This window comes from Burkholderia sp. HAN2018 (genome assembly GCF_024704855.1).
In the GTDB taxonomy this organism is placed as follows: Bacteria; Pseudomonadota; Gammaproteobacteria; order Burkholderiales; family Burkholderiaceae; genus Burkholderia; species Burkholderia cepacia.
Genome location: NZ_QOBB01000047.1, coordinates 1 through 20827, shown reverse-complemented (window position 1 = coordinate 20827; position 20827 = coordinate 1). Strand labels below are relative to the sequence as shown.

Below are 20827 nucleotides of genomic sequence, written 5' to 3'. Positions count from 1 at the left end.
GGTTATCGAATGGGGTGCCAAAATGGACCGACTGACGAGTCTTGGCGTGTTCGTCGCCGCTGTAGAGGAAGGCAGTTTTGCAGCTGCGGCGCGCCGTTTCGGGCTATCGGCCGCGATGGCCGGCAAGCATGTAAGCGCAATCGAGGCCGATCTGAATACTCGGCTACTCCAGCGCACTACACGGCGCCTAAGTCTGACCGATGCCGGCCAGACTTACTACGAGCGGAGTAAGCGGATTCTCGAAGCGTTCGACGAGGCCAATCGGGAAGCTGGTGATTCTCAAGGTACGGCACGCGGCGTACTGCGTGTCGCGGCGCCAGTTACGTTCGGTGCGATGCACCTGGGCTCGGTTGTTGCCCGATACCTCGATGATCATCCGCACGTCAACGTGGAGGTGGTGCTCGGAGACCGCTATGTCGACCTGCTGGCTACGGGTGTCGACGTGGCAATCCGGATCGGACGGCTGCAAGACCCCGGACTGGTAATGCGCCGGATTGCACCGTGCCGAATGGTCGTCTGTGCGTCTGCCGCCTACCTCGAGCGCCATGGGACGCCACGCAAGCCCGAAGATTTGCGACGTGCGCAGCGACTGGTTTTCAGCGAAGCGGTGTCGGCCGGCGACTGGACGTTGCTCGATGCGAAAAACCGCGCGCACGTCATCGACGGACCATGCCGGATGGCCGCTAACAATACGCAAATGCTACTTGCCGCCGCCCTCGCCGGCGCCGGCATCGCTTATGGCCCAACTTTCGTGTTCGGAGAGCATCTCCGGCGTGGTGAACTTGTGGCGCTACTGCCGGCTTATCGCGCGGCTGATCTGGCGATTCAAGCGGTTTATCCGAGCGCACAGCGCATACCGCTCAAAGTGCGTCGGTTCGTCGACTATCTTGCCGAGACGTTCGGGGATGAACCGCCTTGGGACCAGAAGGCACGGTTTTAAAGAAGCCTCTGTACGGTCTTTTAGGCTGAGGGCTCTCGCGCGAACGAACAAAGCGGCCCCCAGCGGTTTTCTGCGCTCTGGCGCCGTGCCGACAGAAGCCTCTTTCGTCGCATCGCCCATTGAGCGGCAGTTGTAAGTCGAAGATCGGACGAGGGGTTGCTTAACCTTGATTGTCCGAAACGGGTCGGCAACCGTCGGCCGCATCCGTCGATTGGCGGCGGTGGATTCAACCGGTCGACGCAACGACTTGAATCGACGACAATCGAACGTCAGCAACGGATTAATATGGTGGTGTATGAGCGCCAGGAGTTCACGCTTCTTTATCGCCGGAAATATTGAGGAGCCTGTCTTCGTTCTGGATGGAATCGCTTCGGAATGGCTGTTCGTGTCAGGGTTCTGGTACAGAGTTAACGCATCGCTCGGAACGATATACGATCAGTTCGAGGAAGATGAGGCCGAACCAGCTGCACTTAGCCAGATCGCGTGCGAACTGGCGCATCAAATCTGCGAACTTGGGGGGCGCGAGGAAGAGATGATCAGGTTCATCTACAGATGGACGCCACAAGGAGAGACATACACTCTGGAAATGCAGCGAGCGGATCTGATTTGCAAGTTGGTAGAAATGCGTGATTTCTTTAATTCGGCTGCTGCAAGTGGTGAAATTCTCGAGCTAAGCCTATAGGTAGTTCAAAAAATCTGGAAATTTGTTCGACCAATTCGCCTTCGGAAGCTGCCATTCGACCTTACAGCAATCGACGCGTGCATTGCAGGGTTTGAGCGCAGAACCGTCCGTGTCCGTCCGAGAAGGCTTTTTGACACTGAATTATGCGGTCCGCACACATCATGCATGATGCGAACTATGGCCACCTTTCCCGGACCCTGCGCCAGCGTGCATGATTCGTCCACGTGTCGGATGGCAAGATCGAGCAGCCCGCTACGCGTCATCGAGTTTGCCGTCAAGCACCATTTTGGGCCCGTTCGATCACTTGCTTCTCGCGACGCATCTGGCAGATAAAAACCCGAATTAAGTCAGATGTTCTGTCGCTGGCATTGCATTTCGCAGGCTATACGACCTGGATTGTTGCCGTCCAGACAACATGGCATACGCACTCGCGATCCTACCGGCGCTCGCCCGTCCCTCACTACAATGCGTCACACGCTCGCTTGAATTGCGAGCAAAGCGATACGCGCAAAACCCGTGGTCGCTCAGGTGAACCGCCCCGCGTGTACCGGATCCCCCCAACTGAAGCAATAGGACAATGGATCATGAGCAAGACAACTCACAATGTGCAGCCCGTTACTTCCAACCTGGGCAAACAGGGTTCAGCTGAACTCGTACCTTCCCGTTACGCGGTGCGCGTGGGTGACATCGATGTCGTATTGATCAGCGATGGCGTTCTACCGCTGCCCACCTCCACCATGTCCACCAATGTGAGCGAAGCGGATCGCAACGAATGGTTCGATGGTCGTTTCCTGCAACGAGACATGTTCGACTGGGCGCTGAATATTGCGCTCGTGCGCAGCGGCGGGCAGCTCATTTTGATCGACTCGGGCGTGGGTGATGGTTTCGAATACTTCACGCGAGCCGGAAAGTCAGTAGTGCGACTGGAGTCGGCAGGTATCGACCTTACTGCAATCACTGACATCGTCATTACGCACATGCATATGGATCACGTTGGCGGCTTGAACGTCGATGGCGTCAAGGCCAGGCTACGCCCGGACGTGCGCATCCACGTGTCGGCCTCCGAAGTAGAGTTCTGGAAAAAACCGGACTTCAGCAAGACGGTGATGCCGGAGACGGTTCCGCCTGCGCTACGCAAGGCTGCTGCGAAGTTCGTGGAACTCTACCGCGAGAATATCGTGCAGTTCGATCGGGCAGTCGAAGTCGCACCGGGCGTGTCGGCGCGCGTGACGGGCGGGCACACACCGGGGCACTGCGTCGTGGACGTCACATCAAACGGCGAGAAGCTAACGTTCGTAGGAGATGCGATTTTCGAAGTCAACTTCGACAATCCGGATTGGCAGAATGGCTTCGAGCATGATCCTGAAGGTGCAGTGGACGTGCGTCTCGCGCTGTTCAACGAAGCCGCGGAAACGGGCGCTTTGCTTGCCGCAGCGCACGTCGCGTTCCCATCCATCGGACACATTGCAAGGAACGGCGACAGCTTTCGCTTTGTTCCTGTTACGTGGGATTACTAATCGATATCGGATAATTGATAATCACCCTCCGCGATCCGGACTCACTTTCCGTATCCGGAAGCGACTGGTGCGCATCCCGTGCATGACACTGTCGTTAAGCGTTACCTGCACCTGAATTTCTTCGAGCATGACTGCTATCTCCACGTGCGCACGCGGCGCGTGGAGCCCTTCAATCCACCGGAGCCTGCCATGCGATCCCTTCCCATGCCACGAAAAGCTGTTTGCGCTTGCGCGCTATTCGCAACGCTGCCCGGCGTCGCGACCGCCGAAACGTTTGCGCTGAAAGTTGCCGATCTGGATCACGGCCGTTTCAGGAATGAACAAGTGTTCAGCGGATTCGGTTGCCACGGCGAGAATGTGTCACCGCACGTGACATGGTCAAACGCGCCAGCCGCTACTCGCAGCATCGTCGTGACGATTCATGACCCCGACGCGCCGACGAGCGGTCTCGGTTGGACCCATTGGGCTGTTGTCAACATACCGCCTTCGCAGACGTCTCTGCAAAAGGGCGCCTCCGGCAACGTGAATCTGCTGCCGCCCGGGGTCACCGAAACGCTGACCGATTTCGGCCAGTCGAAGTATGGCGGACCGTGTCCACCACAAGGCAAGCCACATCGTTATATCGTCACCGCGTACGCACTTGATGTCCCGCATATCGACGTGAGCCCGGCATCTAGCCCTGCACTCGTTGCGTTTCAAATGCACGGGAAGATCATCGCTCGGGCTCGCTATGTCGCGACCTACCAAAGCGCGGCGAACTGAGCCGCGCCACGGGTACTATCAACTGAGCGACATGCCACCGTCGACACGCAAGTTGACGCCGTTGACGAAGCTGCCCTCGTCACTCACGAGAAAGAGCGCCGCGCGTGCGAGTTCTTCAGGAAGTCCGAGGCGGCCTAGCGGAATACGCCCTGCCACGGCAGCCTCGAACGCCGGCCGCTCGTCATGCGCGATACCCAGCTTCGTCAGAATTGGCGTGTCGACCGGCCCGGGACTCAGTACATTCACACGAATGCCACGCGTCTGAAGCTCCAAAGCCCAACTCCGCGCGAAGGCCTCGATTGCGGCCTTCGTACCCGCGTAGACAGCATGTCCTTCGAACACTTTCGAACTCGCGATCGAACTCGTCAATAGAATGGCACCACGATCTCTCATGAGTGGCGTGATATTCTGCACCCCGAAGAAAATTGCTTTGGTGTTTGTCGCGAAGTGACGATCATAGGACTCTTCGCTCACTTCGTTCGATGCTTCGATAGTATTCACTCCCGCGTTCGCGAAATATATGTCAACTCCTCCAAAGCGCCTCGACACTAGCGCGGCCACTTCGTCGTGCGTTTTCGGGTTCGCGAGATCTCCCGTCAGTCCGATCGCCCGGTCGCCAAGTTCGGCCACGGCCGCATCGACGGCATCCGGACGTCGGCCCACCATAATGACATTCGCGCCCTCTTCAATCAGCAGCCTGGCCGTGGCCAATCCGATTCCGCTATTTGCGCCAGTAACAACAGCAACCTTGTTTGCGAGTCGATTCATGTTTTCTCCGTCATATTCCACCTGTCCGGCGTAGAGCCAGAATTTAGCAACGGCTTCTGGTGGGTTGAAGTCACTCGCAGGTCATTTCACTCTTTCCACTTTGTCATCATGTCCGTGGATAAATTCAGCGGCTTTCCCGCGTTCGTTCGCTCCGTCGAGACGGGCTCGTTCACGGCTGCGGCGCAATCTTTGGGTACAACGACGTCGGCCGTGTCAAAGAGCGTGGCAAGGCTCGAAAAGCGCCTGGGTGTCACGTTATTCCAGCGCTCGACCAGGGCCTCCGTTCTGACGATTGAAGGTCAGGCGTTTTATGAGCGCATTGCCCCGCTGATGCGCGGCCTGGAGGACGCCGAAGAAGTATTGCGATCGCCGGCCGCCGCAGCAGGAAGACTGCGTGTAAGCCTGCCTGGCGAACTGGGTCGCTTTTTGCTCGATCCCGTCACGCGGGAACTCCTGCCAAACCACCCGGAACTCGCACTCGACGTGAGCGTCAGCGACCATCATGCCGACCTGATCCGCGATCGCATCGATATCGCGATCAGGGCGGGATGGCTGGAAGACAGCGGCCTGTATGCGCTGCCGATCACTAGTCTTCGGCTGGTGTTGGTTGCGGCGCCTGCATATCTGCGCGAGCGGGGATCACCGCGTGTTGCTGCGGATCTCGCTGCACATCGGCATGTGCGCTACCGGCTCAATGGCCGACCGTACCCCTTGAACTTCGCCGATGGAACGTCCAGCTCCATCGAAGGCAGGTTCGACGCTGATAACGGTGAGGCAATGCGCGTAGCGGCATTGAACGGACTGGGTATCGCCCAAATACTGGAAATTGCCGTACGGGACGATCTCGCCGCCGGGAGGCTGCAGGCTGTACTACCCGATCAGGCGCTCGCGTGCGTCCCCGTGCACGCTATCCACGCTTTCGGAAAAAACATGCCGACGCGCGCGCGCGTATTCGTCGATTTCGTTACGGCGCAACTCTCGAAATGAAGTATCCCGGCGCTCAGCGCCATCAGCTGCCGTCGCGCTGCATTCGAATCACGCCAGGGAGGCGTCGTGCAGCAAATCGATCAGTGCGTCGGCTCCAGTGTGGTCGGCCGTGAATGCCGTGGCCACCGGATCGTCGGTTGCGGGCAAGCCGACCGCACCAAGCAGATTGGCGAGGTAGGTATCGAGCGTGCTGGTCGCATTCGACACGCTTGCCGCGATCACCGTATTGGCAAGCGCGACCGGCGCCCCGGACGTGACGAAATCCATCGGATTGCCATCGGGCGTTAACAACGCGACCAGTGCCGTGATCAGCATGGTGACGTTCGCAATCGCGGTCTGTCCACTCGCGGGTAGTTGGGCGAGCGCCATGACGAGAGGGCTGACTTGGCCGGACGGATCAGTCGCGACGAGCGCGATTGGCTGCGACAGTCCGGCAACATTCAACGTATACGCTCCATTCGACCCGCCCTGGGTCGTTGCGGTCTTCCCGTTAACGCCGGTGTCGGTGATCGTCGCATCGGCCACCGGATTAACCCCGGCAACCGTTCCCGAGACCGCTGCGTTTTGACTGCCGGATGATGCGACACCGTCGCTGCCGCCGCCACATCCGCCGAGTAGCGCAACTGCGATTCCTGTTGCGACGACAATCGGTGTCGCCAGATTTCCCTGTCCCCTGATCCACTCCATTATTCGCAGTCGATTGATACCGGATGAGGCTGAGCAGCGCGCATGATGTCTTCGCCGATCAAACAGGCGCAAAGTCTGGTGTTCGCCGTGCGTCAGTGAATTTATCGTCCACGACGCGCAAGACGTAAATAGTCAATCTTGACCATGCCGCGCGTTCGGCGGCCCCGAGGCCGATTGCATGCGTAGCCGCATATGCCTGGCGAGGGGTGATCATGCGGGGATGGCTGGCGCCTCGACACGAACGAACAGAGGTGCAAAGTTTCCTATCACCGACACGCAGTCACTACTATATTTTGCGTTGCGGACCCTGTCGTTTCGTCAATCGACGTCCGCGATTCTTCGCAGGAGCACAAAATGGCACGTCGCAGGTGGGTCCCGTTCCTGGCATGGGTTGCTACAGCGTCATTGTCGTTGCCACCTGTTTCACCGCAAGTCGTCCTAGCCGGCGACGAAACGACCGCGAACACGCCGGAGCCATCACCGAAGCTCTCTTGGGCAGATCGAATTCGTCAGGCAAAAGTGCGAAAGGGCGAGCCAATCGTACTGATCGTGCATTCGGCAAAGGACTGCGTCTATTGCCAGCGCTGGAAAGGTTCATTAGGCGGCAAAGGTGATTTTGAATCGTGGGCGAAGACGCATCCCGATGTCCATCTATTCATAGTCGAGCGCGAGGCTATCGCCGTGCCAGAAACCATCGACAGCTATCCCCCGGTTGTCCAATGGCTTTTTGAGCGACGCCAGCGACTGGGCAACTTGTCGCCAGGAACACCCACCTTCGAAATATTCGTCAGGCGCAATATCATTTGGAGGTCGTATGGCTTGCACTCGTGGGACCGCGACGCGTTTCCGGCATTGAAGGACCTGGACAGCCGCCGTGTACCCTCGGACGTCGAGTAGCGTTGGCGTTCGCGCAGGTCAGGATCACGGCGAGGAATGTGCCGTTGGCATCGGACAGGGTGTGATGCGCCCCCCAGGCGTCGCAAACAGAGGTGTCCTCACTCGCCCTGAAAGTTCGTATAGCCAAATAATTCCACCACTCCAGAATTCTCATGGATCAAGGCCTCCGTCCCGCGGATTGACGACTTTATTGACGGTCCCGAGCGACGGCACTCCCAGATACTCGCCGGCAGTAGTCAAAGGCTGCCCGGGGCCGCCGTCCGAATGTCTGTGCGCCAAGGTGCAGAACAATCGCGCACGCCCTGAACCCGAACGTCCGAACATGGCTGGCGCATGTACTGGATGCGGCTGCGTCTTCAATCCGTCGCCGGCGCGGCACCTGCCCAATTTCCGTCGTTCCGGTCCCAGGGAGGCACGCCACTGAACGCGTCGACCAGGAAATCGATCATGACGCGCACCCTGGCGCTCAGGTGCCGACGGCTCGGATACAGCGCGAGAATGTCGATATCCGGCAAGCGGTACCTGGGCAACACATGCACGAGCCGGCCCTCGCCGAGATCCTTGCCGATCAGGAAAGTGGGCTGCTGGATCACGCCGTGTCCGGCAAGGGCCGCTGCACGCGCCGTATCGCCGTTGTTGGTATGCATGTGACAGTCGACCTTCACCGAATGAAGCTTGCCGCGCTCGTCGATCAGTTGCCAGTCGTCGCCGGTGGACGCATACGTGTAGCCGATACAGCGGTGCCCGCCCAGCTCCGCCGGGGCTGCCGGAACGCCGAAGCGAGCCAGATAGGCCGGCGATGCGCACAGAATGTTTTGCGACGTCGCCAGCTTGCGGGCCGCATGACTGGTCGAACCGGCGCGTGAGATGCGAATGGCGAGATCGTAGCCTTCATCCACGATATCGACGACGCGGTCAATCAGTCCAACATCGAGTTCGACTCCCGGGTATTTCCGCATGAACTCGGGCCACAACGGTGCCAGATACAAAATACCGAAGCTCACGGGGGCATTGATGCGCAGCCGCCCGCGCGGCTCGACCGACGCCGACGAGACCAGCCCCTCCGTCTCGGCGACATCGTCGAGGATCGACTTGCAACGGGCGTAAAGCGTCTCGCCGCCCTCGGTAAGAGAAAGCGTACGCGACGAGCGATTCAGCAAGCGCGTGCCCAGATGCGCCTCCAGTTCATTCACATAGCGTGTGACATTGGCGGGCGACGTGCCGAGCGCATCCGCGGCGCGCGCGAAGCCCCCACGGCTCACCACCGTCACGAAAACCTCGAAGGCGCGCAGACGATCCATCATTACCTCGGTTCATTCACAAAAGCTGAATGATAGAAGCACATTTTGGTCCTTTCCACAATCAAAACTGAGGCCTATATTGCTTTCAACGCGCCAATGCATGGGGCACTGGCCGACGAAGTGCATCAGGAGATTGAAAATGCAACGCTTGAAAGGAAAAGTCGCCATAGTCACAGGCGCCAGCGCAGGGATTGGGCGTGCGACGGCAAAGCTGTTCGCGAAGGAAGGCGCCAAGGTGGTCATCGCGGCGCGGCGCGCGGCGGAACTCGAAACACTCGCCGCGGAGATCGTCAGCGAAGGCGGCGAAGCAGCATACCTGGCGGGTGACGTGCAATCGGAAGACTTTTCGAAGGCGCTGGTCGCGCTCGCGGTGAGCCGGTTCGGCCGCCTGGACATTGCCTACAACAATGCCGGTACGCTCGGCGAGATGGGGCCGAGCACCGGTATTTCCAAAGCAGGCTGGAATGCCGCGCTGTCGACCAATCTGACGAGCGCCTTCCTGGGCGCGAAACACCAGATTCCGGAAATGGTGAAGCAAGGCGGTGGGTCGATCATCTTCACGTCGACGTTCGTCGGTTACTCGTTCGCGTTTCCCGGTACTGCGGCCTATGCGGCGAGCAAGGCGGGCCTGATCGGCTTGACGCAGGCACTTGCCGCCGAGTACGGCGCGCAAGGCGTGCGCGTGAACGCGGTGTTGCCGGGCGCTGTCGACACGGACATGTATCGCGGCATGAACGACACCCACGAATCGCAGGCGTTCGTCACGGGCCTGCATGCGCTCAAGCGCGTTGCAAGGCCGGAAGAGCTTGCCCGGTCGGTGCTGTATCTCGCTTCCGACGATTCGTCATTCGTGACCGGTACGGCATCACTGGTTGACGGTGGCGCGTCCATTACCCGGACCTGATCCCTCATTGTCGGCATCCGCTTCTACCTGCCGATGCCGCCAGTTCCACCTCACTCATGCAAAGGAAATGAATCATGGATCTGAATCTGCAAGGCAAACTCGCATTGGTCAGCGGCAGCACCGCCGGCATTGGCTTCGCTATCGCCAGGACGTTGGCGCAGGAAGGCGCGCGCGTGATCGTGAATGGCCGCTCCCAGTCATCAGTGGATGACGTGGTCGCGCAACTGAAAGCCGAGACGGGCAGCGACGTAACGGGTTTTGCGGGCGATCTCGCCACAGCCGCGGCGGCTGATGAACTGGCAACGCGTTATCCGGACGTGGAAATCCTGGTCAACAACCTGGGTATCTTCGAGCCCAAGCCGTTCGAGGAGATCCCCGACGCCGACTGGTCGCGTTTCTTCGACGTCAATGTGTTGAGCGGTGTACGCCTCGCTCGCCTGTTTCTGCCCGCGATGAAGCGTGCAGACTGGGGGCGCATCATTTTCATTTCGAGCGAAAGCGGCGTGCAGATTCCCGCCGAAATGATCCACTACGGGATGACGAAAGCCGCGCAGATTGCCGTGTCGCGCGGGCTCGCCGAAGCCGTTGCCGGGACTGGAATTACGGTCAATAGCGTGCTGCCGGGGCCGACGAAATCGCGTGGCGTGGGCGAGTTCGTGGAGGCGCTTGCAAGCGCCGAGGGCAAATCGTTTGAAGCGTTCGAACAGGAGTTCTTCGAGAAAGTCCGCCCCACATCGCTCATCAAGCGATTTGGTTCGCCGCAGGAGGTTGCGTCGCTCGTGGCCTATATCGCCAGTCCGCTTTCGGCGGCCACGACGGGAGCCGCGTTGCGAGCCGACGGGGGCGTTATAAAAAGTGCCTTTTAGAACCCCGGTCGACATTGGGCCGGGCTTTCGACAGTTGCCTCGCTCGATGTCCCGATGCGGTTGGCTGAAACGCTCCGTCTGTGGCGTCCGCGACAATCAGGCACGGGGCGGCTGTCTTGCACTCTCGCCGCGGTATCGTTCATGGCGTCGCGGGCAGCGCCGTCATTCAGCGGGCGTGACGGATGGCTTCGCTTCTCGAGGGGCATGGCCGAAGTAGGCCTTGTAGGCACGACTGAAAGCGGCTTCCGACTCGTAACCCACCGACCGTCCAACCTCGCCCACGCGCGCGTCACCTTTCGCCAGCATGTCGCGGGCGACACTCAAGCGCCACTCATTGCGGTAACGTAACGGCGACTTGCCAACGAGCGCATTGAAACGTTCGCAAAAGTTGGAGCGGGACATGCCCGCGACGGCAGCGAGACCATCGATCGTCAAACCACGTGGCGACTGCTCATGGATTGCCTTCAAAGCGCGGGCAATACGCTTGTCCGCCAATCCGCCCAACCAGTTCGATGCATGACCATGATGAACCCAGGCACGCAACGCACGCACCACCACGAGATCAATCATGCGGGAGACCATCAAGGCGGACCCCGCCTCGTCATTGTCCGCCTCATGCAGAAGAAACTGCATGATGTTCGGCAGCCAGTCGCATGTCTCCGCCTGGCGAAGGTGGATCATGGCGGGTAACGTCAGAAGCAGATCCGGCTGGCTCGCCGGATCAAACCAGAAGTGGCAGACGACGACGTTCGCCGGTTGGTCCAGGGCGGAAATGCGCAGGCTGCCAGGCCCGCGCGGCAACAAGAGCAGTTCGCCGGACCGAATCTCGGAAGCGCCTGCCTCATCGCCGGAAATTTGCACCACGCCTTCCATGACTGCGTACGCGTGCGCCGCCCGCGCAGACATGTCCAACTGCGCGAATGGCTGCAGCATCGACGAAAAGATGCGGTCGCCCGTCATGCGCATACGCGCAAGAACCTGGGACAGGAGATCACCGTTAGCAAGACCAGCAAGCGCCCGATCCGGAAAAATGGTCAAGTTTTTCCCAGGTTCAGTCATGTCAATTCGGGTTTCGTGAGCCTAAAGTAAGCGTCGATCACCAACGAAATCACGCAAGGCAAGGATTGAAACCATGTTTGGAATTTCGCCGCTCGGCTGGATACACACTCTCGGCAGTCTACCCGCGATCCCCATGGCCGTGTACATGTTCGCGCGTTACGGCAGGATCGTTCCGCGCTCGGTTGCCGGAAGGGTGTACTTCGTTACCATGTTGATTGGTTCCCTGACCGTGTTCGCCATAGCGCATCAAGGTACCGGCTACGTCATCGGAGTCGGAGCCGTCGTGCTGTTACTGGCTGGATATGGCGTTGCGTATCTGCCCCTGCCCGGTCGAGACGGTATCTACCTGGAAACCTTCTGTCTGACGTTGACCGCATTCGTGCTGATGGTTCCCACGGTGACCGAAACGTTGAAGCGTGTGCCCGACGGACATCCGCTGGTCAGCGATCCGAGGTCGCCACTGCTTCTCGGTGCCCAAGCCGCGCTCCTCGTCGCGCTCGTTCTGGGGTTGATCGCTCAAACGCTTTATCTTCGCAGGAAACCGCAGGGTACCCGTTCGATGGAAATCTAGAGAACGGGCAAGAGGCGACGCTTCCGTTGCCGTGCGAATACGGCAATAGATATGTAATCCGAATGATATCGGCTTGATATTGATCCGACATCGGTGGAGTGATCGAAGCCGGCTCATGGTATCGAAAGAAGATCGCGCCACCCATTCGGATCCCGTGCGTTTCGTGGCAAGCCGCACGCTCGCGAAGGCAGTCGAGGCCAAGACAAGTCACCTCGTGCTCATTTCGCATCCGGTAGAGGCCGCGAACGTGACCCTCGATGCGACCGCCGGCCAGCGCAACGCGGGCGCCGGCAACAAGCTTGCGACGGTCCAGCCCGGTGTTCGGTCCAGTCAACCGCTCGGTGCCAACGGAGTTGGGATCGGCGTACTTCGCCACATCGACAGTGGTATTTGTCAGGCGAGCGCGCGCTAAACGACCGCTTTGGAAATCTACGCGTGGCCGCTTCGGGTCGATCTGCGCCGGTCATGCGTCACAGAGCGGCGGCCGGCCGCGTTCGGCCACGAAGCGACATTCGCCCGCAACGTTGACCATACATTCGGACATCGAACCCGCTCATGGTGCCGGTGAAGTGCGCATTGCCCAATTTCAATCACTGAGCCGCGGCCCGTGCTATTCCCGTTCTTGCCGGACGCCCAGACTCGAACGTGAGTGGTTCCTCAACGAGCAGCGCGAGGGCGCGCGAGAGACCTTGTGCAAAGCCATGCGCAACGCCCAGTCGACTGCGTGCCTTAACGCTGAAGCTTTTCGACCTCGGCAAGCAGGTCGTCCGCTCGGGCTTTGAGCATGCGTTGGTTGTTCCGCTCGGCTCTGTCACGGATGTCCTGGAGTCTCATGCTCCAGTACTTCGGATCGCCGACTACGGTTCCGGGCGGGAATTGGCCCCGCTTTTTTTCGAGGATCTGAATTGCGTTACTTACATGATCAAGTTCTTTTTCGATTGTGTTGTACCAGTTCATACATGCCCCGAGTATGTTTTTTGGGCGATGGTGCCGCGACGCCTGGACGACGCATTTGATCTGGCTCAAAAGATAGATTCCGGCTGATGCCACGGCAGTTCGGGACCCGATGGCAGTGCAGATTCGAAGGAGACACTGTTAATCCGGCTCGATTATTTGTTGTTGAACTGCGTAGCGGATCAGCGCAGCGTCACTACGGAGGTCTAGCTTTGCGAGCAGGCGCGCCTTGTATGTACTGACCGTCTTGGAATTCAGACCCAGATCCTTGGCGATATCCGAGATGCCATCACCGTATGCGAGGCGTTTGAGCACTTCGTTCTCTCGAACAGTCAAACGCGCATGCAATGGTGCATCGGGAGGGAGGTCAATCGTACGAATCATGCGCTCGGCGACCTGAGCGCTCATGTACTTGTGCCCGGCAAGCACGGCGTGCACTGCCTGGACCAATTCGACTGCGGTGCTGTCTTTCGTGACGAAGCCAGACGCACCAGCGCCGAACACTGACTTTGCGCGAGTCGGTTCGGCCTTGCTGCATAGCGCGAGTATCCGCATCTTCGGGGCACAAGCGACGAGTTGGCTAATCAGTTCGATGGACCTGACGCCAATGCTAGTGAGGTCAACAATCGCAACATCAAATGTTTCATTTTTCGCTGTCGCAATTAGTGCATCGCCGTCGGACAACTCGCGAGCAACTTGATACTCACCAGTTCTTTGAAGTATGTACCGAATTCCGTCACGCGTAATCGCATGACGTTCCGCGAGAAGCACCTTCTTCACTTTCGAGCCTCGTAGCGTCTCGCGTACGCTGGCCGCAAACGAACACGTCGATGTGCACGCGCACGCCCGCTCTCGTGCCGTCGTGGCACGTGGCGTTTTGTTATCCCCGAATCAATGAAGCGAAGCTGATCGGCGACGGGCATTCGCCGCCTTGTTACGCGGCTTCCACGATTGGCACCGCGATGGAAGTCGCTTGCGGAGCACGTCCCCTCGCAGAAGACATGCCGATCTTCAATAGTAGGTGATCAGTTTGATAAATTTCAAACAGAAAGCGCCGCCCCGTCGAGTAATTTGGAGCGTGAACGAGGCTGGGATTGACTGCTGTTGAGGTCAGTCATGACGTTCGTACGAATGGAGTGGAAGACTGAAACGGGTCGCCAACGGTCATCCCCGCCGGCCCAAACCGATCCCCCCACCCCCCCTACTTCATCGCGACAAGCGGCTCGACAAACGCCTCGAAATGCGGCAACCAGATCGGGATCGCGTCCTTGACCGCAAACATCCCGTGCCCGTTCTTGCCGAACGGGGGCTCGACGATCATCTGCCCGTGCCCGCCGGCCGCCTGAAACGCGGCAAACCACGTCGCCACGACTTCCGGTGCGAAATACTTGTCGTTCTGCACGTAATGCCAGAGCACCGGCACGCGCGTCGTGCTCGCGAAATGCCCGATCGTGTCGGCCATCTGCCGCGGATCGCACGGCATGCCCGGATGCGTCGTCGGATTGCCCCCACGCCCGCCCGAGAAGTTCACCACCGCGACCACGCCCTGCGGCGCGTAGCTTGCCGCCGCCAGCGACGCGAAGCCGCCCGCCGATTGCCCGACCAGCACGACGCGGCTTCGATCCACCTGCGGCAAGGTCTGCGCATAGCGCACGGCCGCGAGCACATCGCGCGCGGCCTGCTGGCCGGCAGCGAGGTAATCGGGATGCCGGCACGACCCCGCATCCTCTTCGTCGACACCGCCCGTCGCACCATACCCGCGGCGGATCGGCACGATGACCGCGAAACCGTGCTGTACGAACGTCCGGATCTGCGGCAACGCGCGGTAGCGTCCCACCTTCGGCCGGTCGCGCGGCTCGGGCGGGCTGCCGTGGCTCAGCACGATCAGCGGAAAGGGCCCGGGGCCGTCCGGCATGTAGGTCGTGGCGACGATGTCGCGTGTGTGCCCGCCTTCGTCGACCGGCACCTTGACGACGGTTTCATGCAGATCGGGAGCAATGGCGGTGTCTTCGACCGCCGTCGCCGCACAGCCGGCGACGGAAGCGATCAACACGCCCGGGATCAGCACCCGGCACAGGGGGATGGCGATCCGGTTTCGACGAACGACGATGCTCATGGGCAATCTCTCCACGAATCCAGGGATGACGGGCGAGGCTGTGGCGATGCGTACCGCGAAGGCGACAGTGTATCCGTGCGGCGCCGCAACCGGGCCGTCCGCATGCGTACAGCCCGCACCGGCATCCTGATCGTCACCCGCCCCGTCACCACCGATAACTGACATCCCCCGTCACCGTCAGCCGCGTGCCGTAGAAGCACCCTCCCGCCGAAAAACACGACGACACATAAGTCCGGTCGAACAGGTTGTTCACGTGCGCCGCGACGCGCCACCCCTTCCACGCCGGCCGCTCGACACCCAGGTCGTACGACAGCCCGAGATCGAAGAGCACGACGGCCGGCACGTCGAACGTATTGACGTTGTCGCCCGCGCTGCGCCCGACATAGCGCATGCCGCCGCCCACCCTCAGCCCGCGCAGGCCCGGCCGGTCGACCGCATAGTCGAGCCACAGCGACGCCAGATGGCGCGGCACCGCCGCCACGCGCTTGCCGACGACGGCCGCGTCCGTATCGGCCTGTACCGTCGTGTCGAGATACGTGTACGCCGCGATCACGTCCAGTTGCTTCCAGATGCGCGAACGCCCTTCCAGCTCGATCCCGCGCGAACGCACCTCGCCCGTCTGCACGTTGAAGAACGGATGCTCGGGATCGGCGGTCAGCACATTGCGCTGGCGAATGTCGAACGCGGCGATCGACGCGTTCTGCAACCGGTCGGGCGACTGGTAGCGCAGCCCGACCTCGAACTGCTTCGCCTTCGTCGGCGTGAACGGCTGGCCGTCGAAGCGCGTGCCGAGCGCCGGCTCGAACGACGTCGAATAGCTCAGGTACGGCGCGAAGCCGCTGTCGAACAGATAAACGGCCCCCGCGCGCCCGGTGAACGCACGCGTGCTCTGCCGCACGCTCGCTGAGCGCAGCAGGTCGTCGGTCGTCGTGCGCGACCATTCCTCGCGCCCGCCGAGCGTGAAGACCCAGCGATCCCAGCGCACCTGATCCTGCAGGTAGACGCCGATCCGGTCGGGAGTCTGGCGCGTCTGCTGCCCGATCGGCGGCGCCGCGAACGGCTGCCCGTAATCGGGCGCACGCGTATCGAGCGGCGGCGCCGCGCCGAACCCCGACCCGACGAGGTTCGCCACCGCATGCTCGTACGACAGCCCGGCCAGCACCGTATGCTCGACCGGTCCCGTCATCACGCGCATCTCCGCCTGGTTGTCGAGCGCGAGATGGTTCACGTGCTCGCGCGACCACGACAGCGAACGGTTCAGCACGCCCGGCGCCAGGTAGGGCGCGACGAAATTGACGGCCGCGCCCGCAAAGTCGACATCGAGATGCGTATAGCGCACGTTCTGCCGGACTTTCCACGTCGAGTCGAAACGATGCTCGAACGCGTAGCCGATCATCGCCTGCGTGCGGTCGTACGTGTCGAAACCGGGCAGCCCCGGATAGAAGCGCGTCGGTATCCGCCGGCCCGCGTCGGGCCACAGCGTGCCGAGGGCCGGCAGCCAGCCCGCGAAGTTGTTGTGCGGATCGCGCTGGAACGAACCCAGCAGCGTGAAACTCGTATTGGCGTTCGGCTGCCACGTCAGCGACGGCGCGACGACGATCCGCTGCTGCCGCGAATAGTCGATCTGCTCGTCCGCGCGGCGCGCGAGGCCGTCGATCCGGTAGCGCCACGTGCCGTCCTGCGTCACGGGCCCGCTGAAATCGAACGCGAGCTGCCCGCGATCGCGGTTGCCGGTCTGCACGGCGAGCAGGTGCTGCGCGTCGCGCGTCGGCCGCTTGCTGACCATGTCGACGATGCCGCCGGGGCTCGCCTGCCCGTACAGCACCGACGCCGGGCCGCGCAAGACGTCGATGCGTTCGAGCGTCCACGGATCGACGACGCTCGCGGCCCAGTTCACGCCTTTCGGCAGCGGCAGGCCGTCGAGCATCTGCGGATTGATCGCCGCCGCCGCGAACCCGCCGAAGCCGCGCAGGAACACGCTCTCGAGCACGCCGCCAGGGCGCGAGTCCGCGTACGTGCCCGGCGTGTAGCGCAGGCTGTCGCCGACGCTGTGCACGTCCTGCCGGTCCATCTGCTCGCGCGTGACGACCGACAGACCCTGCGGCACCTCGACGATCGCCGTGTCGGTCTTGGTGCCCGCGCGGGACACGTCGGCCGCGATGCCGTTCACGAGGCCGACGCCCGTCTCGCGCCGCCCGTCGACGACGATCGGCGCGAGCAGCGGCGCATCCGCGGGCTCGCCCGCGTCCGGCGCATCTTGCGCGGCAGCCGAAGCGGCGATCGGCATCGTCGCCGCGCAGGCCAGTACGGCCGCCCAGCCCGGCACGCGCCGCAACGCCGCGCACGGCAACGGAAATCCAGGCCGCGCATCGCGGCCGATGTGTGATCGATTCATGTCGGGTTATCCGGAAAGCGGAGACGGGCGTCGGCGGATACGTCGCGCCCTTGGGTACGGAGTCGGGCCGCTCTTGCAACGGCGACCTCGACTGAACGGCGAATGCGAATCATTTACGCCGACGCGACGCGGGTAAATGCCGGTGGACGCAATCGACGAATGTGCGGCATGCATCGATCGGCCGCGGGTTTATTCGTCTGACGTTAACAAAATGTCACGTTTGAATATCGTTATCCTGAACGACCAAATGAATGATCGGATGATAGGATAGCGACACCCTCAAGTTTCAAGCGACACACTTAATGTCAAGCCTGCCCCCGGCCACCCGACACTCGCTCGTCGATTCCGCGATCGAGATCCTCAAATCCAACATCACTTCCGGCATCTGGCGCGTCGGCCAGCGCATTCCGACCGAGCTCGATCTCGCGAAGCAGCTCGAAGTCGGCCGCAACACGGTGCGCGAGGCGGTTCGCACGCTCGCGTATTCCGGCGTGCTCGAAGTGCGCCAGGGCGACGGCACCTATGTGCGCCGCAACGTCGATCCGGCCGAAACGATGCGCAACGTCGATCGTGCCGCGCGCAGCGACCATCTCGAACTGCAATGCATGCTCGAAACGGAATGCGCGCGCTACGCGGCGCGCCGGCGCACCGACGAGGATCTCGTGACGTTGCGCAAGCTGCTGAAGGCGCGCGGCGAGCGCGAAGCGTCGCGCGACGTGAAGAAGTTCGTCGAGCGCGACCGCGCGTTTCACATCGCCGTGGCCGCCGCCTCGCACAATCACGCGCTCGAAGCGCTGTATCGCTACTTCTCGGGCTCGATCCTCGCGAACGTGGAAGACATCCTCGTCGAACTCGACGAGGCCGAGATCCCCGAGCCGGACATGCGGGCGCACCAGGCGGTGCTCGACGCGATCGAACAACGCGACGAGAACAAGGCGGTGCGCGCGACGCTCGCGATCCTCAAGCCGCAGATGACCTGGCTCGAGACGCGCGAGGCGCCCGCCGCCTGACGGGCCCCGCACGTCCGGTATGCCAGGTACGCGCTACGCGGCGACGGCCTCGATCACGTCGATCTGCCCGTCCGGCGCGGAGCGCAGCCCCACGGGCCGCCAGCCGGCGGCGGCGAGCAGCGCGTCGTATTCGTTCCGCGTGCGCTCGCGGCCGCTGCCCCAACACATCATGTGGATGTCGTAGAGCTTCGAGAAATGCGCGACGCCCGGCGCCGGCACGACCCGCTCGATCACGAACACGCGCGCGCCGTCACGGGCGCTTTCGCGTGCCCGCCTGAGGATCGCCACGCATTCGTCGTCGTTCCAGTCGTGCAGGATCAGTTTCAGCAGGTAGACGTCGGCGGCCGGCACCGCGTCGAACATGTTGCCGCCCGCCTTGCTGCAGCGCGCGCTCACGCCCATCCGCTGCGCCCAGTCGTCCGCGTCGCCGTCGATCACCTCCGGCAGGTCGAACACGACACCGGTCAGCGCGCCGAACCGCCGCAGCAGGCTGCACAGCATGTGCCCCTGGCCGCCGCCGATGTCGCACGCATGCGTGCCCGGCGCGAACGTGACGTCGCGCAGCGCATCGACGACCTGTTCCGACTGCACGGTCGAGAAGCTCGACATCGCGCGCTTGAAATCGCTTCGGTAACGTTCGTGATCCTTCGCATAGTCGAACGCCATCGCGCCGAACTCGCGGACGAAACCGTTCTGCTGCCCCTCGCGCACCATGTCGGGCAGGTGCGCCCAGATCGCGTAGTGCTCGGGGCCCTCCTGCAACAGCACGAAATCGCGCAACGTACTCGCGGCATCCGCGTGCAGCAGCGCGCCCGACGCGGTGGCCCGGAAGCCGCGCCGCGGGTCCTCGTCGAGCAGCCCGAGCGCGGCGAGCGCACGCAGCAGCCGGTACAGCAGCGGTTCGTCGACGTCGAGCGTCGCCGCGAGCGCGGCCGACGAAACCGGTGCATCCGTGGTGACCGCATCGAACACGCCGAGCCGCGTGCCCGCATACAGGATCCGGCTGCACCACCGCCCGAACAGCGTATCCAGCACCTGTTTTGCCGCATTTTCCATAAAGCACTCCTGAACAGGGTTCGACCGCGCCGGCACGTGATGCACCGGGCGATCGCATCGTCAACGAAGCAGGCGGATCACTGCTCGTGCAGGAATTCCCGGATCGGGTAGCCGACATGGCGCTGCGCATCGAGCGTATAGCCGAGGATGCGGTCGCCGCGCTTGAGCTCCGTGATGTTGTGCACGCTGCCTTTCGGCCCGAGCACGCGCACGTGCCAGTCGTCCTGCGCAATGATGTTGATCGCGCGATTCGCGGCATTCTTCGCCTCGATCAGCAGCAGCGGCCGCGTCTCGACCTTCGCGCGCCCGACCACGACGCGGCGTGCCTTGCCCTGCACGTTGACGGCGAGGATCTCCGCGCCCGATTCGAGCTCGGCGAGGTAGCGGGTGCGGTTGTCCGGCGCGACGACATACGAATGGAGCGCGGCCGCGTTCACGCGGAACGGGCGCGTCGGCATGTACGGCAGCGGGTGCGTCTCGCTGCTGATCAGGATCATGCCGGTCGAATACGAACCCACGAGGATGCCCTCGTCCTGCTCGAAGCGCGAGCAGGTGTCGACGCATACGCGCTCTCCCGGCCCCAGGTGCGTGAGCCCGACGATCTCGATTTCCTCGAGTTGCAGATCCTCGACCGTGTCGCTGCAGATCGACACGAGCTGCGTGGCCTGCCCGACCTGCGTCGGCGTGAGCAGCACGCCTTCGGGGCCGCGCTGCAGCACGTTCAGCGTCACTTCGGCATCCTCCAGGTCGGCGACGACGGTGATCAGCTCGCCCGCCGCGCGATCGGCGGCCGCCAGCAGGATCTCGAGCGGGATCTTGCTCGGGTCCTGCAGGAATTCGACGAGCAGCCACGGCGTGGACACCGACAGCTCGCACGCGCGCGTGAGCGTCGCCTCGCCCGTCACTTCGATGAACACGCCGAGCTCGACGCCGTCCGGCACCGCGAAATCGACCGGCAGCCCATCCTTCACGAGGACGATCTGCACCTGCTCGAGCAGCGCGGCATCGGCCGGCTGCCGATCGACGACCGCGACCTTGCACGCGCTCGGCGGCAGCCGCCCGGCCTGCTCCGCATCCTTCACGACGAATGCGGACACGCCGACATGCAGCGCTTCCTCGGTGATCTCGTCCGCGAGCTCGCCGATGTTGCGCAGGTCAATCCAGGAAAGCTTCTTCAAGGCCAATCTCCTTCGAAGGGGATAAAGCAGGTTGAATGACAGGGTGAAACTAGCGACTGACGGAAACGGCCGAACGCGACGCGGCGGCCCGCGTCCGGCAATCCACCCAGCCGGCGCCCGGCTCGTAGCCGGCCAGCCGGACGCCGGGCGCGACATCGGCGAGCCCGACGGCCGTGC

The 20827-nt window shown here is 62.1% G+C and carries 21 protein-coding genes; 11 read left to right on the top strand and 10 right to left on the bottom strand.

Annotation, left to right across the window (positions count from 1 at the left end):
- Positions 1-22: 22 nt before the first annotated feature.
- From DPV74_RS14920 to DPV74_RS14905, 4 genes are all read left to right on the top strand, one after another.
- Positions 23-940: a LysR family transcriptional regulator gene (locus tag DPV74_RS14920; protein WP_059475360.1), complete on the top strand. Its 918-nt coding sequence runs from the start codon at positions 23-25 to the stop codon at positions 938-940.
- 295 nt (positions 941-1235) lie between these two features.
- A complete protein-coding gene (locus DPV74_RS14915) occupies positions 1236-1622 on the top strand; it encodes a hypothetical protein (protein ID WP_091923066.1) in 387 nt (128 codons plus the stop codon).
- A 584-nt stretch (positions 1623-2206) separates the two neighbouring features.
- Positions 2207-3139, top strand: a complete 933-nt coding sequence (locus tag DPV74_RS14910; protein WP_091923064.1) for an MBL fold metallo-hydrolase — start codon at positions 2207-2209, stop codon at positions 3137-3139.
- Positions 3140-3328: 189 nt separating this feature from the next.
- A complete protein-coding gene (locus tag DPV74_RS14905) occupies positions 3329-3901 on the top strand; it encodes a YbhB/YbcL family Raf kinase inhibitor-like protein (RefSeq protein WP_091923061.1) in 573 nt (190 codons plus the stop codon).
- Between the two features lie 18 nt (positions 3902-3919).
- Here DPV74_RS14905 and DPV74_RS14900 read toward each other — a convergent pair whose 3' ends face one another.
- The gene (locus DPV74_RS14900) at positions 3920-4669 is read right to left on the bottom strand and encodes an SDR family NAD(P)-dependent oxidoreductase (protein WP_091923059.1); all 750 of its coding nucleotides are present in this window, start codon (positions 4667-4669) and stop codon (positions 3920-3922) included.
- A gap of 108 nt (positions 4670-4777) precedes the next feature.
- Here DPV74_RS14900 and DPV74_RS14895 point away from each other — a divergent pair, with 108 nt between their 5' ends.
- Positions 4778-5656, top strand: coding sequence for a LysR family transcriptional regulator (locus DPV74_RS14895; RefSeq protein WP_059621676.1), 879 nt, complete (start codon positions 4778-4780; stop codon positions 5654-5656).
- Between the two features lie 48 nt (positions 5657-5704).
- Here DPV74_RS14895 and DPV74_RS14890 read toward each other — a convergent pair whose 3' ends face one another.
- Positions 5705-6343 (bottom strand): hypothetical protein, encoded by a 639-nt coding sequence (locus tag DPV74_RS14890; protein WP_134320060.1) that lies wholly within the window; start codon positions 6341-6343, stop codon positions 5705-5707.
- A 354-nt stretch (positions 6344-6697) separates the two neighbouring features.
- Between DPV74_RS14890 and DPV74_RS14885 the strand changes: the two genes are divergently transcribed.
- The gene (locus DPV74_RS14885) at positions 6698-7240 is read left to right on the top strand and encodes a hypothetical protein (protein WP_143066156.1); all 543 of its coding nucleotides are present in this window, start codon (positions 6698-6700) and stop codon (positions 7238-7240) included.
- Between the two features lie 356 nt (positions 7241-7596).
- Here DPV74_RS14885 and DPV74_RS14880 read toward each other — a convergent pair whose 3' ends face one another.
- Positions 7597-8541: a LysR family transcriptional regulator gene (locus tag DPV74_RS14880; protein ID WP_059552967.1), complete on the bottom strand. Its 945-nt coding sequence runs from the start codon at positions 8539-8541 to the stop codon at positions 7597-7599.
- Positions 8542-8680: 139 nt separating this feature from the next.
- Here DPV74_RS14880 and DPV74_RS14875 point away from each other — a divergent pair, with 139 nt between their 5' ends.
- Positions 8681-9445, top strand: a complete 765-nt coding sequence (locus tag DPV74_RS14875; RefSeq protein ID WP_091923054.1) for an SDR family oxidoreductase — start codon at positions 8681-8683, stop codon at positions 9443-9445.
- A gap of 74 nt (positions 9446-9519) precedes the next feature.
- Positions 9520-10311, top strand: coding sequence for an SDR family NAD(P)-dependent oxidoreductase (locus DPV74_RS14870; protein ID WP_059552955.1), 792 nt, complete (start codon positions 9520-9522; stop codon positions 10309-10311).
- Between the two features lie 162 nt (positions 10312-10473).
- Here the strand turns inward: DPV74_RS14870 and DPV74_RS14865 are convergent, their stop codons facing one another.
- Complete coding sequence (locus tag DPV74_RS14865) at positions 10474-11370, bottom strand: AraC family transcriptional regulator (protein WP_091923051.1); 897 nt, start codon at positions 11368-11370, stop codon at positions 10474-10476.
- 73 nt (positions 11371-11443) lie between these two features.
- Here DPV74_RS14865 and DPV74_RS14860 point away from each other — a divergent pair, with 73 nt between their 5' ends.
- Together DPV74_RS14860 and DPV74_RS14855 are read left to right on the top strand one after the other, a co-directional pair.
- On the top strand, positions 11444-11941 hold the full coding sequence (locus DPV74_RS14860) for a hypothetical protein (protein ID WP_091923048.1): 498 nt from the start codon (positions 11444-11446) through the stop codon (positions 11939-11941).
- A gap of 115 nt (positions 11942-12056) precedes the next feature.
- A complete protein-coding gene (locus tag DPV74_RS14855; RefSeq protein WP_060225615.1) occupies positions 12057-12353 on the top strand; it encodes a hypothetical protein in 297 nt (98 codons plus the stop codon).
- Positions 12354-12670: 317 nt separating this feature from the next.
- On the opposite strand, the gene DPV74_RS14850 is transcribed toward DPV74_RS14855, so the two are convergent.
- From DPV74_RS14850 to DPV74_RS14835, 4 genes are all read right to left on the bottom strand, one after another.
- On the bottom strand, positions 12671-12898 hold the full coding sequence (locus DPV74_RS14850) for a hypothetical protein (protein ID WP_091923046.1): 228 nt from the start codon (positions 12896-12898) through the stop codon (positions 12671-12673).
- Positions 12899-13036: 138 nt separating this feature from the next.
- Positions 13037-13675 (bottom strand): response regulator transcription factor, encoded by a 639-nt coding sequence (locus DPV74_RS14845; RefSeq protein WP_060152681.1) that lies wholly within the window; start codon positions 13673-13675, stop codon positions 13037-13039.
- Positions 13676-14096: 421 nt separating this feature from the next.
- A complete protein-coding gene (locus DPV74_RS14840) occupies positions 14097-15011 on the bottom strand; it encodes a S9 family peptidase (RefSeq protein ID WP_053077897.1) in 915 nt (304 codons plus the stop codon).
- A 145-nt stretch (positions 15012-15156) separates the two neighbouring features.
- On the bottom strand, positions 15157-17406 hold the full coding sequence (locus DPV74_RS14835; protein ID WP_240439977.1) for a TonB-dependent siderophore receptor: 2250 nt from the start codon (positions 17404-17406) through the stop codon (positions 15157-15159).
- 302 nt (positions 17407-17708) lie between these two features.
- Between DPV74_RS14835 and DPV74_RS14830 the strand changes: the two genes are divergently transcribed.
- Positions 17709-18416 carry a FadR/GntR family transcriptional regulator gene (locus DPV74_RS14830; RefSeq protein WP_021164174.1) on the top strand — a complete coding sequence of 236 codons (708 nt, stop codon included), beginning with the start codon at positions 17709-17711 and terminating at the stop codon, positions 18414-18416.
- 33 nt (positions 18417-18449) lie between these two features.
- Here the strand turns inward: DPV74_RS14830 and DPV74_RS14825 are convergent, their stop codons facing one another.
- On the bottom strand, positions 18450-19472 hold the full coding sequence (locus tag DPV74_RS14825) for a methyltransferase (protein ID WP_091923042.1): 1023 nt from the start codon (positions 19470-19472) through the stop codon (positions 18450-18452).
- Positions 19473-19549: 77 nt separating this feature from the next.
- Positions 19550-20650 (bottom strand): 3-dehydroquinate synthase II family protein, encoded by a 1101-nt coding sequence (locus DPV74_RS14820; RefSeq protein WP_021164176.1) that lies wholly within the window; start codon positions 20648-20650, stop codon positions 19550-19552.
- Between the last annotated feature and the right edge of the window lie 177 nt (positions 20651-20827).